Raw genomic sequence first — 17,191 nt, 5'->3', positions numbered from 1 at the left:
AGATCGCGGGTCTTGGATCAAGCGCGCTTGATCCAGGTCGGCGCAATCGACGTGCCCAGACCTGCGCCGTAGCCCAGGTAAATGTTGAACCCAGCCACGGGCTCCAGGTAGCGAGCGTTCTTCAGGCCACCGGCATCCACCGTGGAAAATCCCATACTCTCGGCCAGCGCCTTGGCGGTCTGCTTGGCACGCTCACTGTCACTGGCGACAAATACCGGAACAATTTGACCGTTACCAAAATCAGCGCCGTCGGAAAGCACTTGGGCGAATACGGTATTGAATGCTTTGACAACGTCAGCCTCTGGGATGGCCTTGGCGATTTCCTCCGCAGCAGAGCTGCTGTGACCGAGGGTCAATCCCATGAAATCGGCAGTCAGGGGGTTGGTGATGTCGATGACCACCTTGCCGTTCAGATTACCGACACTTTTCAACGCATTAACGGCGTCGGCATAGCCGGTCGCCAGAATGACGACATCAGCTTGAGCGGTTGCGTTGGCTGTGGCGACGGCGGTTGCGCCGATGTTGGCTGCGGCCACCGCTTGTGCTTTTTCAAAACTGCGAGCGGTCACTGTGACTTGATGGCCAGCGTGGGTGAGTTGTTTGACGAAGGCTGCACCCATATTGCCGGCGCCGATAACTGTGACTTTCATGATGGTTCCTTTGGGTTGGTTGAATTTGTCTGTTGCAGACACTGCATTGGCTGGACCGTGTGTGTTTTGCAGTGCATGGGATGGACTTTATTGGAAATGTGGGAGAAGATAAACCCCGCTGAATGTGATTAATTGTCTCGATTGGAGGAATAATGGATCGGTTTCTTGAAATGCAGACTTTCAATGCGGTGGTTGACGCTGGGAGCTTTGTCAAAGCCGCCGACGCGCTGGGCATGTCCAAGGCGGCTGTCTCGCGTTATGTGGTCGACATGGAAACCCGCCTGGGTGTGCGCTTGCTGCACCGCACGACACGGCGGCTCTCACTGACAGATGAAGGACAGATCTTTTATGTTCGCAGCAAGGAGCTGCTGGCCGAGCTGGCAGAGGCTGAGGATGAAATCACGTCCCGTAGCGATGCCGCGAGCGGGTTGCTGCGAATCAATGCGCCATTTACCTTTGGCGTTTTGCATCTGGCCCCGCTGTGGGGCGCCTTCCGAGTCCGGCACCCTAACGTCAAGCTGGACGTGACGCTGGCAGATCGCCTGGTCGATCTGGTGGAGGAGGGTTATGACGTGGCGATCCGCATCGCCAATCTGGAAAATTCAACCCTGGTCAGCAAGCGGCTGGCGACCACACGCATGGTGCTGTGTGCCTCACCGCAGTATCTCAAGCTGCACGGCACACCCAAGCACCCCGGCGAACTGGCTGACCATGCTGTGATCTCGTACAGCTACTGGTCCACCAAGGACGAATGGCCCTTCAAGGGACCCCTGGGGCCGGTCAGTGTCAAAACCAATCCCTGCATCCATACCAATAACGGGGACACCTGCCGCGCGGCGGCACTCGCCAGCCAAGGCATCATCTTGCAGCCCAGCTTCCTGGTGGGCGACGATTTGGCCTCCGGGGCATTGGTCGAGTTGATGCCCGAATTTCGTTCGCTTGAGCTTGGCATTTATGCGGTGTACCCAAGCCGCAAACATGTCTCGCCCAAGGTTCGCGCGCTCATCGATTTTTTGACAAATCATTTCTCGCAACCAGGGATGACCTGGTAGATGGACGTCTGGTTTATCCGTCCATCCATCGTCACCATGGGCTGTGCTGGGCGGTAGGCGGCTATGACCGCGGAAGTCTGTCAACCAACATCCATTTTACGGATTACCTTCATTGTTCAGGACCCTGCCCGAGAGCACATTCTGCAAAAATACCTTGCCGTTGCCCAGCTTGATAAAGTGCCGGTAAACCTCGGCGCTGAACCGGGCCGGGTCGAGCTGATAATAAGTCGTACTCATCTGATCAGCCGAGTCGAACCCCCGCCCGGGGAGTTGCTCCAGCAAACGCTCCCGCTGCCTCGGCGACATCGTCGAAACCATGGTGACGTTGGCAAGATACTCTTGCGCCAGCGTGCTCGGCTTCGGCGCAGTGAAGTTTGCAGCCGCCACAACGTGGGCGACTTCGTGCGTGAGAAAGCTCTCGCAAAGAGAACGGTTGAGCGGCAGTTCTACCCATGTCCTCATCTTCAAGCATTCTGAAATAACGAGCATATGGATGCGGTGATTGGGCTGATCGTAGCAGCCAAAACTCGACCGCGGGCAGGGCATGGGGAGCTTCGTCACCAGACGCACATCGACCGATCCTGTCGTATCAAGCCCTTGCGTTGCGAGAAATTCGAGTGCCTTGCGTGCTGCTTTGCACGCAGCATCGGCATCATCGCTGTCGGTTGAATGGACCACCACATTGGAATGAGGACATTTCCATTCATCGCCATGCACGAAGTCCGCAGCGATGAGCGCACAAATGAAAATGGCCAACCAGTGTTTCATGTCGTTGTTTTGGCACAAGTTGATGCAAGAAAGTCATTTGCAATTCGCTAAACCGCCGCACGTCTTTGTCCGCTGATGCGGCGTGGAAGAGGATGAAAGGCTCAGCTTGTTTTCAGGTTAGTCGTCTGTCCCTTCGGGGAATTGCGTTTAGTCAATAGAACATCTCGCCGGAATTCATGCCCTGATTCGACTTCCTCACTTCTACCAACGCCCGATTTGCTACTGGATCACTACTGAAGCCAAACGCGAAGAGCAGAGAGACTTTGAAGTCACGTGGGCCAGTGCAGTCGCTTGAATTCATGCTGCAGTGTCGCGAGGCGGCTGCGCCGGGCGGCGGGCGGCGCGTAGCGCAGCGCTTCCAGGCGTAAGAGCCAGTCGCCGATGCGCCGGGCCGCTGGGTGCTCGGGGCCGAGCTGCGCGCTTAGCTGCTCTGCCATGCGGCGCGGCGGGCTGTTCGGGGCCAGTTGGACGCCTGCTTTTTGCAGCCGCTTGGCTGCTTGCGCCAGCAGCCGCAGCCACGGGTCCTGGCGCAAGCGATCCCACAGGGTCCAGGCCGCGCCGCCCAGGCTGGCCAGCACCACGATGCCGATCAGCAGGTAGATCAGGTCTTCCCAGCTCGGCGACTCAAAGCCCAGGTTTTTGAGCAGGTTGAGCTGCTTGCGCTGCGTGTAGTTCAGCACCGACTGGTTCCAGCGGTTGTTGACGGCGTCCCACACGGCGCGCAGGTTCAGGGCCAGCGCCGGGTTGACGTTGCCGAGCAAGGCCTCGGTGATGACGCCACGCGGCGCCTGCAAGCGTTGCAAGCTGCCCACCCGGCCCGGCGCCACGGCCGCAGTGGGGTCCACGCGCACCCAGCCGCGCCCGTTCAGCCAGACTTCGGCCCAGGCGTGGGCGTCGCTCTGGCGCACGGTCCAGAAGCCGTCGACGGGATTTTGTTCGCCACCCTGGTAGCCGGTGACGACGCGCGCGGGCAGCTTGAGCGCGCGCAGCAGGATGACGAAGCTGGACGCGATGTGTTCGCAAAATCCCTCTTTGCGGTCAAACCAGAACTCGTCGGCGCTGTCGCGGCCGTACGCGCCGGGGTCCAGTGTGTAGACGTAGCCGCCGCTGCGCAGGCGCTCCAGCACGGCTGCGATCAGTTGCGTCCCGTCGTCCGCGGCATAACGCGGGTCGCGCCGCAGCTCGGCGGCCAGTTGCAGCGTGCGCGGGTTGAAACCAAAGGGCAATTCCAGGTAGTCCTGCAGACCCGCCACCGGGCGCAACGGGCCGTGGCTGAAGTCGGGGTAGCTGCGGGCCGTGTAGCGCAGCAGGTCGGTGATCGGGCGCTCCACCAGCCATTGCAGCTCGGGTGTCATGCGGGCCTCGAAGCCCGTCAGCAGGGGCGCGTTGGGCGTGGCGTCCAGCAGCAGCAACCAGGGGCGCTGATTGGGTTCCAGCGTCACCTGGTAGTTGATCGGTGCGCCCTGCACCTGCAGATTGGGGAGCGGCCTCATGCGGGCTGGCAGCCCTGAGCGCAGCGGCTGCCAGCTGCGCCCGTCAAAGCTGGAGAGCACCGGCCCGCGAAAATAAAGGTCCGACTGACGTGGTGGCGCGCCCTCGAAGCGGATGCGCATGGCAATGCTGTCATCGAGGGCCAGGCTGGCGATGGTGCCGACCTGCATCGTGGCCGACAAGCCGCTGCGCCCGCTCATGGCGTCGCTGGGCACACCCCACAGCGGCGCCAGACGCGGAAACAGCAAGAACAACAGCACCATGATGGGCGCGCCCAATAGGGTCATCGAGCCCGCGATGCGGGCCGCCTGCAGCAAGGGCGGCTTGCCCACCGGCATATGGGCATTGACCAGGGCGGTCAACAGGCCCAGCAGCGCGATCAGCATGGCGCCGGCGGTCAAGAGCGACTGCGAGAAGAAAAAGTTGCTCAGCATCATGAAGAAGCTCAGAAAAAACACCACGAAGGCATCACGGCGGGCGCGCAGCTCCAGCGTCTTCAAGGCCAGCAGCACCACGATCAGGGTCAGGCCGGCATCGCGTCCGAGCAGGGTCTTGTGGGTGAACAGCGTGGCGCCCACGGTCAGTACCAGCAGCAACCAGAGCCACCAGCGCGCGGGCAACGGCCGCAGCGTGACGGCGAGCCAGCCGCGCCACAGCATGACCGCGCCGCTGAGCAGACTGCACCACAAGGGCAAATGGCTCACCTGCGGCAACACCACCCAGGCGATCACCCCCAGCAGGAACAGGGTGTCGCGGCTGTCGCGCGGCAGCTGGCGCAGATGATGCAGCAGGTTCAACATGGCGGTAGCCTCAAGCTCCGCACAGCGCCAGCGCTTGCAGGCAGCGGCGTTTTTGCGCCTCACCGTGGGCCGGCTTGATGTCCAGGCCAGCTAGGCGCAAGCCGTAATCGAGCCCCTGCTGTTCGGCCTGCAGCACCCAGGCGCACAGGCGCGACAACTGCGGCTCCAGCTGGGGCAGGCCGGTCTTGTGCGGCTCCAGCCACAGTTCATGGCGCTGCACCTGCTGCGTGTCGCGGCTGACCAACTCATCGGCCTTTGCGGCCTTTTTCCAGACCACGAGTTTGAGCGGGTCGCCGCGGCGGTAGGCGCGGATGCCATCGTAGTCACCGTTAGCGGGTCCGGGCGCCGCGGCGGCGTCGCCCGCGCGGGGTTCACCCAGCGGCAAGGCTGGCGCATGGGCTTCGGGGGCCGGATACACCAGCACCTGGGCGGCGGGCCGCCAGACCGTCCAGACCCGAAAGGTGCCCAGTGGAAAGCGGGTCTCCGCCGTCAGCGCGGGCACGCGGTGCAGGCCGCGTCGCTCTGGTTTGAAAGCCACATGCACCGTGGCGTTCGCTTGCGCGGGCACATCGGTCCAGCTCCAGTGGCTTGAGCCCAGCAGCGCCAGCCCAATCCCAAATCGGGTGCTCGGGCGCCGGTTTTCAAGATTTATGCCAATAATGGCTGTAGCCCCCGTAAATACTGCGTCAGTAGCTATCAAATGCATAGTAAGTCCGCGCAAGGTCGCGTGGCACACGTGCATGGCAACCAGGCTGCAGCCCGCCAGCAAGAAGGTCAGCAGGTAGCCCAGGTTGAGCTGGTAGTTGATCGATGCCACCAGCAGCACCAGCAGCGTGACGCCCAGCATGAGGCCGGGGCGCGTCGGCAAGATGTAGACGTTGCGCTGGGTCAGGGTGACGCTGTCGGTCAGCGGCAGCCGGGCCTGCCACCAGCGCTGGAATTGCGCGCGCACATGCGCCGCCGGGTGCAGCAGCGGGTGGGGCCATGACGGTGCGGCAGGCATCGGATCAAGGCGTTCAGGGCAGCGGCACGGCATCGAGCAGGGCGCGCACCTGCTCGACCGCGCCGCGGCCCGCATCCCCCAGCGGCAGCAGGCGATGCGCCACGGTTTGCGCCAGGATGGCCTGCACGTCGTCGGGCGCCACGTAGTCGCGCCCGCTCAGCAAGGCCTGCGCTTTGGCCGCGCGCACCACGGCAATACCGGCACGCGGGCTCAGGCCCTGCAAAAACCACTTGCCTGAGCGGGTTGCCGCGATCAGGTCCTGCACATAGTCCAGCAGCGGCGCGGCCGCATGGATGGCCAGCACCTGCTGCTGCAGCATTTTCAGCTCCGTCGCATCGAGCAAGCTGGGCAACTCCTCCACCATGTCGCGCCGGTCCCGACCGGCCAGCAAGGTGCGTTCGGTGGCGCGATCCGGGTAACCCAGTGAGATGCGCATCAGGAACCGGTCCAGCTGCGACTCCGGCAGCGCGTAGGTGCCCAACTGGTCGTGTGGGTTTTGCGTGGCAATGACAAAGAACGGTGCCGGCAAGGGGCGGGTGTCGCCGTCCACGGTGACCTGCTTCTCTTCCATGGCCTCCAACAGCGCACTTTGGGTTTTGGGGCTGGCGCGGTTGATCTCGTCGGCCAGCAGCACCTGCGCAAACAACGGGCCGGGGTGGAAGATAAAGCTTTCCTTGGCCCGCTCATAAACGCTGACGCCCGTGAGGTCGCTGGGCATCAGGTCAGCGGTGAATTGCACCCTGGAGAACTGCAGACCAAAGGTTTTGGCCAGTGCCAGGGCCAACGTCGTCTTGCCCACGCCGGGCACGTCTTCAATCAGCAAGTGGCCTCCCGCCAGCAGGCAGGCGACGCAATCTTGCGTTTGCGCAGGCTTGCCGACGATCACCGTGTTAAGCTGATTCAGTATTGATTCAAGTTTTTTTTGTGCATCCATAGCACGACGTTACCAAAATAATTCGAGAGGCAGGCGCTCACCGTGACAATGACCGGCTATTACACCCATCCCGATTGCCGCAAACATGAAATGGGGCCGGGCCACCCCGAGTGCCCGGAGCGGCTTGATGCCATCGAAGACCGGCTGTTGATCACCGGCCTGGGGCTGGCGCTGGAGCGGCGCGAGGCGCCTGCGGCGTCGCTGACCGACATCGAGCTGGCGCACAGCCGCACGCATGTGGCGGCACTGCGCGGCTTGAGCGATGTGCTGAAAGAAGACATTCTGGCCGGTGGCCCGCCCTATGCCCAGGTGGACCCCGACACCTCCATCAACGTCTACACCTGGGACGCCGCCCTGCACGCGGCCGGCGCGGCCTTGGCCGCTACCGACGCGGTGATTGCGGGCGACTTTGAAAACGCGTTTTGCGCCATTCGCCCGCCCGGCCACCATGCTTGCCGCGACCAGGCCATGGGCTTCTGCTTTTTCAACAACGTGGCGCTGGCCGCCAAGTACGCGCTCGAGCGCCATGGCTTGAAGCGGGTCGCCATTGTTGATTTTGATGTGCACCACGGCAACGGCACCGAAGACATCGTGGCGGGCGACAAGCGTATTTTGATGGTGAGCTTTTACCAGTATCCGTTTTATCCGCTCGATCACGTTCACTCCAGTGCTGCCAACCTGGTCAATCTGCCGGTACCGGCCTACACCAAGGGCATGGAGATCAGGGAGCTGATCGAAAGCGCCTGGATGCCGCGGCTGGAGGCTTTCCGGCCCGAGATGATTTTCATCAGCGCCGGCTTCGACTCGCACCGGGAGGACGACATGGGCCAGTTGGGCCTGGTCGAGCAGGACTACATCTGGATCACGCATCGCATCAAAGACGTGGCGCGGCGCCACGGCAAGGGACGCATTGTGTCGTGTCTGGAAGGTGGCTATTCCTTGAGCGCGCTCGGTCGCAGTGTGGAGGGACATATTCGGGTGCTGGCCGATGTTTGATTTCCATGGCACCGATCTGGACGACTGGGTTGCGGCGCTGACCCAAACGGCCGCGCTGATCGAACTCGGCGCACTGGCCTTGTGCGGCCTTGCCGCGTGGGTGCTGGCCGTGCTGTTGCGCCGGACGCTGGGCTCGAACCTGACGAGTTCCATCATGTTTGGCCGACGCATCGTGGACGGGGTGCTGTTTCCGCTGCTGCTGCTGTGTCTGGCCTACGCGGCCAGAGCCTTGCTGCTGGGCCGGGTGCCGCTGGCCGTTTTCAAAATTGCGCTGCCGGTCCTGATTGCCCTGCTGGTCATCCGCCTGGGGGTCAAGGTGCTGCACGCCGCCTTCAGTGAGACGCCGCTGGTGCGTCTGCTGGAGCGCAGCATTTCATGGCTGGCGTGGCTGGCCATGGTGTTGTGGGTCAGTGGCCTGCTGCCGCTGCTGCTGGAACAACTCGACCAGATCACCTGGAAGATGGGGGGCGCCAGGATGTCGGTACGCACCCTGATCGAGGGGGGCTTGACCGCGGGGGCCGTGCTGATATTCACTTTGTGGATTTCCGCCGCGATTGAGACCCGTTTGCTGCGCTCGGCCACCGGTGGCGAGTTGTCGCTGCGCAAGGCGGCGAGCAACGCCACGCGGGCCTTGTTGATGTTTGTCGGCCTGTTGATGGCGCTGTCGGCGGTGGGTATTGACCTGACCGCGCTGTCGGTGCTGGGTGGTGCCATTGGCGTGGGGGTGGGTTTTGGCCTGCAAAAGCTGGCGGCCAACTATGTCAGCGGCTTTGTCATCCTGGCCGAACGCAGCATGCGGATTGGCGACAACGTCCGGGTGGATAATTTTGAGGGCATTGTGATGCAAATCAACGCCCGCTACACCGTCATTCGTTCACTCGCCGGGCGGGAGTCGATTGTTCCCAACGAGTTGCTGATCACCACCCGGGTCGAGAACCTGTCGCTGGCGGATTCACGGGTCTGGCTTCATACTGTGGTCTCGGTCGCTTATGACAGCGATGTGGACCAGGTGATGCACTTGTTGAAAGAGGCTGCCGTGAACCAGGAGCGTGTGTTGCGCGAGCCGGCGCCTTCGGTCAACCTGGCAGCGTTTGGTGCCGACGGGCTGGAGTTCAAGGTGGGGTTCTGGATCGCCGACCCCGAGAACGGCAGTGACAACTTGAAGTCCTTGATCAACCTGGCCATACTTAAGGCATTGCGTGACAACCGGATCGAGATTCCCTATCCGCAGCGGGTTGTGCACACGCGCGACGTGGCGGCGAATCCGGCTTCATAATTTTGACCAAGGAGGTTCGCATGACTTTATCTTTGGCTGTGCCCACCCCGCTGGAGTACTTTGCATCGGTGGTGCACAGCGATGCCGACTTTGCCCTGCTGGAGGCGGCTGCCTGCCTGGCGCAGGACGAATACCCTGAACTGGACGTGCAACAAGTGCTGGGTGAAGTTGATCAACTCCTGGCACGGCTCAAGCATCGCCTTGCGGCCGATGCCGGCCCCTTGCAAAAGCTGCGCGTCCTGCATCAGTTTTTTTACCGGGATTTGGGCTTTGCCGGCAACGTCAATCATTACTATGACCCGGACAACAGCTTTGTGAGTGTGATTCTGCACACCCGCCGCGGCATTCCGATCTCGCTGGCTGTGCTGTGGCTGGAGTTGGCGCAAGGCTTGGGGCTGGCAGCGCGGGGCGTCGGATTTCCGGGCCACTTCATGGTCAAGGTGAATCTGCCCGAAGGCCAGGTCGTGATGGACCCGCTGGACGGCCAGTCGCTGACCCGCGAGGCGCTGGCCGAGCGGCTGGAACCTTTCCGGCGACGCAGTGGCTTGATGGATGAGTTCGAAGTGCCGCTGGGCCTGTATTTGCAGGCTACCCCGCCGCGCGACATCATTGCCCGGATGTTGCGTAACCTGAAAGAAATCCACACCGGCCAGGAAGATTGGCTGCGCCTGATTGCGGTGCAGGATCGGCTGATTGTGCTGCTGCCGCAGGCCTGGGACGAGTACCGGGATCGCGGCCTGGCCCATGCCGAGCTGGGCCATGCGGGAAGGGCGCTGGAAGACCTGGAAACCTATCTGGGCAACGCCGAAAAGGGGCACGACATGTCCGCCATCGCCATGCGTGTGGCCGAGTTGCGGCGCGCCATCAACTGATGTTTCAGGTTGTAATGGATTTTGACTTTTGCAGCCGGCCTGGGTCAAATATGAAAGACGAAGCGCAGTTTCGGCAGAGACCGCGCCTCCTCATAACCCAAGAGAGAAATCCATGAAAAGCTTTAAACAAATCGTCTCCACTTGCCTGATCGTCTGCATCACCGCCGCGGGCTTTCCCCTCGCTGCCCAAGCCCGCATCGTGGCCACCGAAGAAATCACAGCGCCCGCGCAGGCAAGCACCAGCCGCGACACCGTGAACCGCTTTCTGGCGCGTGATGACGTGCGCCAGGCCATCTTGGGCCAGGGCGTCAGCCCGCAGGCAGCGGCTGAGCGGGTCGCGGCCATGTCGGACAGTGAAGTGGCGCAACTGGCCGGCCGCATTGAGCAGGCCCCGGCCGGCGGCGATGTGTTGGGCATTTTGTTCACCGTGTTCATCGTGTTGCTGGTGACCGACATCATGGGCCTGACCAAGGTGTTTCCGTTCACACGATCGGTTCGATGATCAAGCAACTCATTGGTCTGCGAGCCCCCGTCTTGACGGGGGTTTTTGTTTGCGCGGTGCTGCTTCTGGGTGGCTGCGCCACACCGCAGGTGGCGATGCTGGATGCACGCTGGCCAACTGAACTTCCCGCACAGGTAGAACTTGCCGATGTTCCGTTTTTTCCGCAAGAAGACTATGAATGTGGTCCTGCCGCGCTGGCGATGGTGGCCACTGCTGCGGGCGTCGATGTGACGCCGGATGCGCTTGTGGATCAGGTTTACCTGCCGGGTCGCAAAGGCTCGTTGCAGCCCGAAATGCTGGCCGCCACGCGTCGGCAGGGCTTGCTGGCTTATCCGTTGAAGCCGAGGGTGGAAGACATACTGCGCGAAGTGGCGGCAGGCCACCCGGTGCTGGTGTTCCAGAATTTGGCGTTCTCAATCTACCCGGTGTGGCACTACGCCGTGGTGATGGGCTTTGACCGCGAACGCCATGTGCTGCTGCTGCATTCCGGGCGCACGGCGCGCATGGAGATTTCAATGTTTGCCTTTGAGCGCACCTGGGCGCGCGGGCAGTACTGGGCCATGCTGGCGCTCAAGCCCGGGCAACTGCCCGCCACCGCCGAGCCCCAGGCTTACAGCGCCGCAGCGGCCACGCTGGAACGCACGGATGCACGCGGCGCGCAGCAAGCTTTTGCGGCCGCACTGCAACGCTGGCCGGACGACCGTGCGGCCTTGCTGGGCGCGGGCAACACCGCTTATGCGTTGGGCCAGCGTGACGCAGCGGCCAAGGCCTACCGCCAGGCGGTTCTCAAGCACCCCGATTTTGCCGACGGCTGGAACAATCTGGCGCAAGTGCTGCTGGAGCTCGATCGTCGCCAGGAGGCCAGTCAAGCGATCGCGCGCGCGGTGGCCTTGGGTGGTGAGCGCCTGCCAGCGTATTTGGCCTTGCAGGCAAAAATTTATAACAAATAGGGCTGTAGCCCCCGTCAATAAAGCGCTATTAACTATTATCTTTATAGTGACTTTGGATTCGACGGGGTGCCGGCTTCGCCCAGTTGGTGCCAGGCGCGGCGCAGTTGCGTGTCCGAACTGAAGCCCGCCAAAGCGGCCGCTTGCGTGACGTTGCGGCCGGACTGCAGCGCCGTCTGCGCCAGGGCCAAGCGAATGCGGCGCAGGTACTGCAGCGGCGCAATGCCGGCATGCTCCATAAACAAGCGCGTCAAGTGCCGGGGTGAGGTACAGGCCACCATCGCCATGCTGGCCAGGTGCCACTCGGCAGCGGGCTGGCTGCTGACGGCGTCCTGCACGCGGTGCAGGGCCGGGTGCAGGTGGTTGCGGTAAGCCAGAAACGGTGACAGCTCCGGGTCCTGCGGGCCGCGCCGCAGGGCTACCACCATGGCTTGCGCCACCTGCGCGGCGATGGGTTCGCCACACAGCTGGGCAATGCGGTGCAAGGTCAGGTCCACGCCGGTGGTCACGCCCGCGCTGCTGTACACCGGTGCGTCTTCCACAAAGACCCGGTTCTCCACCACCTGGCAGTCGGGCTCCACCGAGCGCAATTCAGCCAAATGGTGGTGGTGCGTGGTCACATGCCGCCCAGCCAGCAAACCCGCATGAGCCGCCAGCACCGCGCCGGCGCACACCGTCATCAGCTCCAGCCGGTGGGTTTGCAGCCGCAGGCCGCGCAGCCAGTGCAGCAGTGCTTGAGCAGCCTCGGTTTGCACGGAAATGGTGGCGCCTGGCTGGCCAACCAGCACCACCCAAGCCGGCGCTGGCAGCGTGTCAGGCAGCGCCGCAAGACCGCTGAGTTTGAGCCCCACCGAGCTGACCGTCTCGCTGCCGGGGCCGACAAAGCGCAACACAAAGCGTGGCGGCTGGCCCTGAATCTGCAACGCTTGATTGGCGATGCGCAAAGCCTCGGCCGGCCCAGCCCAATCCAGCGCCAGGCTGTCGGGCAGCAGGGCAAACAAGACCTGAATCGGCGCTGACTGCACCAAGCTCATCATGCGCGCGTGGGCTGTGCCAGCAAGGTGTCGGCGTCATAGGGACGCTCAAACCAGACCAGCGAGTCTTCGGGGTAGCTCCGGGCATCAAAACGACGGGTAAAGCGCAAGTGCGGCAAACCGATGTCGATGACCTGGTAATGGTGGGGAATCTGCGCCACTTGCAGCGTCAGTTTGACTTTGTAGGAGTGACCCGACTCCGGGTGTCCAAACAAGGTGTGGTTCATTTTTAATCCTCAAACGAGCCGTGGTAATCCATCTGCCGTGCGGTCAACTGGGCCAATTCAAGCCCGCCCAGCCGAGCCACCAGGTGCAGGCACATGTCGATGCCCGCACTGATGCCAGCCGAGGTGACGACCTGGCCGTTGTCAATCCAGCGCGGGTCGTCGCAGACGGTCAGGGCAGGGAAGCGCTGCTGCAAATCGCTGCTGTCTTCCCAGTGGGTGGTGACGCGCCCGGTGCGCACCACACCACTGGCCGCCAGCAAAAACGCGCCGGTGCACACCGATGCCGTGATCTGCGCCTGGGCCGCCGTGCGGGCGATCCACGCCAGCGTTTGCGGGCAGGCCATGGCAGCGTCCACCACGCCGCCGGGCACCAGCAGCAGATCGCAGCGCGGGTGGTCGGCAAAGCTGTGTTCGGGCAGCACACGCAGCCCGGCACGCGCCTGAATCGGCTGACCATCACGCGACACGCAGGCCACGTCAAACAGGGCCGCCGCGCCCGGGTTGCGCTTGCCATGCATCCGGCTGGCCGTGGTGAACACCTCATAAGGCCCGGCAAAGTCCAGTACCTCGACCGCATCAAACACCAGGATGCAGACCGACACAGGCGGGCGCTGACTCATGCCGCTCCTGTAGCCCGTTCCAGCGCCTGCGCGACGCTGCAAATGGTGGCAAAGCGGTCTTTCAACACGGTGGCGGTGCGCGCCTTGATGTCGACCGCACTCAGGGTGGCGCCATCAAGTTGTTGCATGTCCCAAGTCAGCGTGGCATCCAGGCAAAAATCCACCGTCCAGCCCAGATCCGAGGCATGGCGGGTGGTGGTCTCACAGCATTGCTCGGTGCGGATGCCGCTGATGATCAGCCTTTGAATACCGTTCTGCGTCAGCCACACGTCCAATCCCGTGCCCACCAGCGCGCTGTGGCGGCTCTTGTGAAAGGTGGCGGCGGCCTCAAACGGGTGCAGTTCGGCCAGCGGCTGCACAAAGCCGGATTCGAGCGCAAACGGGTTGCTGGCGGTCTTGGGGCCGTCGACGTGAAAGACACGCACGATCGGCAGGCCGCGCGCCACACAGCCGTCAATCAGCGCGTTTTGTGCGTTGAGGTAGGCGGGCAGATCGGTCGCCGTGAAGTACGGGCGCTGGCGGAACGACTCTTGCGCGTCAATCAAAATGAGACATGTTTTCATGGATTCATATGTGAGTTGAAAAGCTCTATGGTGCACGTTTTATGCGCGTAAGGCCAGTTTATGAAGGACAAGTATCAATCAAATCAAGACATTATGTCGAGACCAAGGCCGCTGACTGATGATGCGCTCAGGCCGCCATGCCACTCCGCAAATCCAGCGGGCTGGCCAGACCACCCGCTGCGACCTTCGGTACATGCGTGGAAATCATGGTGGTGCTTGCGTCGCTGTGGCCCAGCAACTCCTGCACCGTAGCCCTGGCGCGCTCGGTGCACGAACAGACGGGACTGCTGCTCGATGCGCTCTTGACGGACACAAAGCGCATGTTGGGCCGGGTGACAGCTTCGCAGATGGCGGCCGCATCGGCTGCATCGTTCTTGCCACGTTTGCCTGAAAGACGGTACGGTGTGACAAACTTGGGTGCCATCAGGCGCACGGTGTGACCGTAGGTCGCAAACAGTCTTGCCCAGTGGTGGGCACCCGAGCAAGCTTCCATTCCGATCAGACAGGGCGGCAGAGACACCATCAGCTTGGCGAGTCGGGTGCGCGCCAAACTGGGTCGTATCAGCACAGGTTTGCCTGTAGCATCGACACCATGCACGGCAAAGACGTTCTTTGCCAGATCGATTCCAACCGTTACGATAGTCATGAACTTCCCCTTCGCGAATGAGTTGATGAGTAATTGCACTTCCCATCTTGGCACTTTGTTGCCGGTCGCCGCAAATGCGCGGCTAGCTCGGGACGGGAAAGCCCCATTCATTCGTTAGGCCCTGACCGAATCCATTTACACCCGTAAGGAAGTTTTCCACCATGGACATCCCACGAATATTCAACATTACTGAAAGTGCTCACCGCATCCACGACCCGATCACGCCCGAAAAGCTCGCCACGCTCGGCACGGCGCTGCGTCTGGAATCGGGGGCCCGAGTGCTCGACCTCGGCAGTGGTTCAGGGGAGATGCTGTGCACCTGGGCACGCGATCACGGCGTTATCGGCACCGGCATCGACATGAGCCAGTTGTTCACAGAGCAAGCGAAACTCCGTGCTGAAGAACTCGGCGTCGCCGATCAAGTCAAGTTCATCCATGGCGATGCTGCGGGCTACGTCTCTGACGAGAAGGTCGATGTTGCAGCCTGTGTCGGTGCCACCTGGATCGCCGGGGGAGTCGCCGGCACTATCGCGCTTCTGGCGCGGAGCCTGCGCACCGGGGGGATCATCGTCGTCGGCGAGCCCTACTGGCGGCAGTTACCGCCGACGGAAGATGTTGCCAAGGGGTGTCTTGCCAACTCGATCTCCGACTTTCTCATGCTTCCAAAACTTCTCGCATCTTTCGGCCAGCTTGGCTACGACGTCGTTGAAATGGTCCTGGCTGACCAGGACGGATGGGACAGATACGAGGCGGCCAAGTGGCTCACCATGCGCCGATGGCTTGAAGCCAATCCCGACGACGAGTTGGCGAAAGATGTTCGAGCCAAACTGACCTCGGAACCCGAGCGTTACGCCGCTTACACGCGTGAATACCTGGGCTGGGGTGTGTTCGCGCTGATGCCGCGGTGAAGCGCGATGACGAGTGGCTTGTGCACTGCATTTTCGCCTTGGCCTAACATGGCGGTCAACCGGACCTGCGCGAAAAGCCGCGCAGGCCGGTTACCTCTACGTTGGGCCTGAGCAGAGAGAATGTCTCGCCTCCCCCAGTACCGGAATGAGCTTACTTCCGCGCAAGTTGCGGAGGGGATGAATCGCGCACTTCGGAACGCTGCGCGGTTGGCAGAGGACGCCGATGTCTTGTATCAGCAAGGTCGAATTCCGTCGGCCGTCGCGCTCTCCATTCTGAGTATTGAGGAGTCCGGCAAGGTCTCGCTGCTCCGTCAGATGGCCCTGGCAACGGACCTGAAGGAACTACAGACGATCTGGAAGGCCTATCGCAGCCACAAAAAAAAGAATGTGCTTTGGATTTTCGGAGAGATGGTGCGGAACGGTGCCAGAAACCTGGACCAGCTCAAACCCTTGGTTGATCCAACTTCAGACCACCCGGACGTCCTAGACCAAATGAAGCAGCTCTGCATCTACACTGACTGCTTCAACAACGCGAAATGGTCATCGCCTGATGAAGTAGACGTAGCGGGGCTTGCTCCCTATTTGCTCAAGATAGCCCAAATCTTGGGCAGAGGCAAGACTGTCACAGACGAAGAGGTGCAGTTATGGCGGAAGTACCTACTTCCGGTGAAAGACGCACCGACGGAAGCCCAAAAGCAGGCAGTAGCTGCTTGGTTTCATGAAATGAACTTGCGAGGCCTGTCCGATGCAACTGCCGAGAGTGTTGAAGACTTCCTTGGACCCTACGCGGCGCCAACACAGGCCTAACAGGTCCGTCAACGCGGACGCCCAAGAGCGTCCGCGCCTGCGGCGCTCCAATCCATTGGACGCCGGTTACGTCCGACGTTAGGCTTAAGAATAAATCTCAAAGGACGCTATGAAATATCCAGGAAAGCCAGAGACATCACCCGGTTGGTATAGGGATCGAGGGCAGTCATTTATTGAAGAACAATTCAGCAATGCTCTTGACAACATGGCCGGGCTAATCGAAAAGGAACATTGGTTTGGAGACCCTGAAAAACACAGTCGTTACCGTGTCGATTTCATCTTGAAAGACGCTCACTTAATTATTGAGTTGGATGGGCATGAGTACCATTCAACCAAAGAGCAGCTTGAAAAGGACGCGGTGAGGCAGAGGTACCTAACAAGGGCTGGCTACACAGTGATCAGATTCAGAGGCAGGGAGATAAATAATAGCCCTGCGGATTGTGTCGCAGAAGTACGACAAATCTACAAAGAACGCATGCAACGGGCACCTTCAAAGTATCGTGTCATGTATATCGATTACCAATTTCTGGTCCGTCAGATGTCAAAAGCACTCAGCTTCTACAGAGAACTGCATCCGAACAAATCGTTGGAATTCCCGTCCCTGGAAGCATTTATCCCCCACGCCGTTGAGTGGCTCCAGGAAAAATCCTTCATTACGGCATTTGTGTTCCTCCCTCCAGAGGAGCAAGAGGAGGTTGGTCCCTTGGAGGGAACGATAAAAGAATACGAGAAGGGTGAAGTCAGAATTAATATCGTTCCGGATGAGTGGTACACGATAGAGCTTGGGGAACACATGGTGAGTTTTTCTCACTTGTTTGATGACTTCTACCTAGTTGCTGATGACCCTGTATATGTCGATCCATTACGGTCCGTTTTGCCCGAAGATTTTAGTGAAGAGCAGTTGGGCGAACATGCCTTCAAGTACCTTTCTGGTGGCAAACTTCTCAGAAAAGGCAATGATGAGACCGCATTTGTAGGGACTGATTTGGCCCACGTTCGCTGGCAGGATGTTTGGTACCCAATTGGCGCATCAATGGGACTTAAGACTTATGAGTTATGAGGTCAACTGCTACAACGGTATTTGCGTCGACCGCC

18 protein-coding genes and 1 pseudogene are annotated in these 17,191 nt (G+C 61.1%); 9 read left to right on the top strand and 10 right to left on the bottom strand.

All coding sequences use genetic code 11. From position 1 onward, the window contains the following. Positions 1 to 17: 17 nt before the first annotated feature. Positions 18 to 650 carry an NADPH-dependent F420 reductase gene (locus RFER_RS12805; protein ID WP_011464819.1) on the bottom strand — a complete coding sequence of 211 codons (633 nt, stop codon included), beginning with the start codon at positions 648 to 650 and terminating at the stop codon, positions 18 to 20. Between the two features lie 152 nt (positions 651 to 802). On the opposite strand from RFER_RS12805, the gene RFER_RS12800 reads away from it, so the two are divergent. Next, on the top strand, positions 803 to 1,702 hold the full coding sequence (locus RFER_RS12800; protein WP_011464818.1) for a LysR family transcriptional regulator: 900 nt from the start codon (positions 803 to 805) through the stop codon (positions 1,700 to 1,702). Between the two features lie 96 nt (positions 1,703 to 1,798). Here the strand turns inward: RFER_RS12800 and RFER_RS12795 are convergent, their stop codons facing one another. The 4 genes from RFER_RS12795 to RFER_RS12780 form a co-directional block, all read right to left on the bottom strand. Beyond that, positions 1,799 to 2,470: a DUF6639 family protein gene (locus RFER_RS12795; RefSeq protein ID WP_011464817.1), complete on the bottom strand. Its 672-nt coding sequence runs from the start codon at positions 2,468 to 2,470 to the stop codon at positions 1,799 to 1,801. A 269-nt stretch (positions 2,471 to 2,739) separates the two neighbouring features. After that, complete coding sequence (locus tag RFER_RS12790; protein WP_011464816.1) at positions 2,740 to 4,761, bottom strand: transglutaminaseTgpA domain-containing protein; 2,022 nt, start codon at positions 4,759 to 4,761, stop codon at positions 2,740 to 2,742. 10 nt (positions 4,762 to 4,771) lie between these two features. Next, the gene (locus RFER_RS12785; protein ID WP_041790691.1) at positions 4,772 to 5,764 is read right to left on the bottom strand and encodes a DUF58 domain-containing protein; all 993 of its coding nucleotides are present in this window, start codon (positions 5,762 to 5,764) and stop codon (positions 4,772 to 4,774) included. Positions 5,765 to 5,777: 13 nt separating this feature from the next. After that, positions 5,778 to 6,698 (bottom strand): AAA family ATPase, encoded by a 921-nt coding sequence (locus RFER_RS12780; protein WP_011464814.1) that lies wholly within the window; start codon positions 6,696 to 6,698, stop codon positions 5,778 to 5,780. Positions 6,699 to 6,740: 42 nt separating this feature from the next. Here RFER_RS12780 and RFER_RS12775 point away from each other — a divergent pair, with 42 nt between their 5' ends. The 5 genes from RFER_RS12775 (at position 6,741) to RFER_RS12755 (ending at position 11,294) form a co-directional block, all read left to right on the top strand. Further along, entirely contained in the window at positions 6,741 to 7,694 is a 954-nt protein-coding gene (locus RFER_RS12775) for a histone deacetylase family protein (protein WP_085998763.1), read from the top strand. Further along, positions 7,687 to 8,970 carry a mechanosensitive ion channel family protein gene (locus tag RFER_RS12770; RefSeq protein WP_011464812.1) on the top strand — a complete coding sequence of 428 codons (1,284 nt, stop codon included), beginning with the start codon at positions 7,687 to 7,689 and terminating at the stop codon, positions 8,968 to 8,970. Before RFER_RS12775 ends, RFER_RS12770 begins: the two co-directional genes overlap by 8 nt. A 20-nt stretch (positions 8,971 to 8,990) precedes the next feature. Continuing rightward, positions 8,991 to 9,842 (top strand): SirB1 family protein, encoded by an 852-nt coding sequence (locus tag RFER_RS12765; RefSeq protein ID WP_011464811.1) that lies wholly within the window; start codon positions 8,991 to 8,993, stop codon positions 9,840 to 9,842. Positions 9,843 to 9,954: 112 nt separating this feature from the next. Continuing rightward, entirely contained in the window at positions 9,955 to 10,344 is a 390-nt protein-coding gene (locus RFER_RS12760) for a PA2779 family protein (protein ID WP_011464810.1), read from the top strand. Next, complete coding sequence (locus RFER_RS12755) at positions 10,341 to 11,294, top strand: PA2778 family cysteine peptidase (RefSeq protein WP_011464809.1); 954 nt, start codon at positions 10,341 to 10,343, stop codon at positions 11,292 to 11,294. Before RFER_RS12760 ends, RFER_RS12755 begins: the two co-directional genes overlap by 4 nt. A gap of 41 nt (positions 11,295 to 11,335) precedes the next feature. Here the strand turns inward: RFER_RS12755 and RFER_RS12750 are convergent, their stop codons facing one another. The 5 genes and pseudogenes from RFER_RS12750 to RFER_RS12725 form a co-directional block, all read right to left on the bottom strand. Then, positions 11,336 to 12,325, bottom strand: coding sequence for a GlxA family transcriptional regulator (locus RFER_RS12750; RefSeq protein WP_011464808.1), 990 nt, complete (start codon positions 12,323 to 12,325; stop codon positions 11,336 to 11,338). Next, a complete protein-coding gene (locus tag RFER_RS12745; RefSeq protein WP_011464807.1) occupies positions 12,325 to 12,552 on the bottom strand; it encodes a hypothetical protein in 228 nt (75 codons plus the stop codon). Before RFER_RS12745 ends, RFER_RS12750 begins: the two co-directional genes overlap by 1 nt. 2 nt (positions 12,553 to 12,554) lie before the next feature. Further along, the gene (locus tag RFER_RS12740; protein WP_011464806.1) at positions 12,555 to 13,172 is read right to left on the bottom strand and encodes a DJ-1/PfpI family protein; all 618 of its coding nucleotides are present in this window, start codon (positions 13,170 to 13,172) and stop codon (positions 12,555 to 12,557) included. Beyond that, positions 13,169 to 13,735: a cysteine hydrolase family protein gene (locus tag RFER_RS12735; RefSeq protein WP_011464805.1), complete on the bottom strand. Its 567-nt coding sequence runs from the start codon at positions 13,733 to 13,735 to the stop codon at positions 13,169 to 13,171. The genes RFER_RS12740 and RFER_RS12735 overlap by 4 nt, the downstream gene beginning before the upstream one ends. Positions 13,736 to 13,983: 248 nt before the next feature. Then, positions 13,984 to 14,381: pseudogene (locus RFER_RS12725) on the bottom strand (IS110 family transposase); the annotation flags it as partial. A 161-nt stretch (positions 14,382 to 14,542) separates the two neighbouring features. On the opposite strand from RFER_RS12725, the gene RFER_RS12720 reads away from it, so the two are divergent. From RFER_RS12720 to RFER_RS12710, 3 genes are all read left to right on the top strand, one after another. Further along, positions 14,543 to 15,289 (top strand): SAM-dependent methyltransferase, encoded by a 747-nt coding sequence (locus RFER_RS12720; RefSeq protein ID WP_011464803.1) that lies wholly within the window; start codon positions 14,543 to 14,545, stop codon positions 15,287 to 15,289. Positions 15,290 to 15,409: 120 nt separating this feature from the next. Beyond that, positions 15,410 to 16,096, top strand: a complete 687-nt coding sequence (locus RFER_RS12715) for an AbiV family abortive infection protein (protein WP_011464802.1) — start codon at positions 15,410 to 15,412, stop codon at positions 16,094 to 16,096. Between the two features lie 109 nt (positions 16,097 to 16,205). Then, positions 16,206 to 17,156 carry an endonuclease domain-containing protein gene (locus RFER_RS12710; RefSeq protein WP_011464801.1) on the top strand — a complete coding sequence of 317 codons (951 nt, stop codon included), beginning with the start codon at positions 16,206 to 16,208 and terminating at the stop codon, positions 17,154 to 17,156. Positions 17,157 to 17,191 lie beyond the last annotated feature (35 nt).

Origin of the sequence: Rhodoferax ferrireducens T118 (genome assembly GCF_000013605.1) — a bacterium.
GTDB classification, from domain to species: Bacteria; Pseudomonadota; Gammaproteobacteria; order Burkholderiales; family Burkholderiaceae_C; genus Rhodoferax; species Rhodoferax ferrireducens.
Note: the sequence above shows the minus strand (reverse complement) of the source record. Positions and strands in the feature narration are given on the sequence as shown.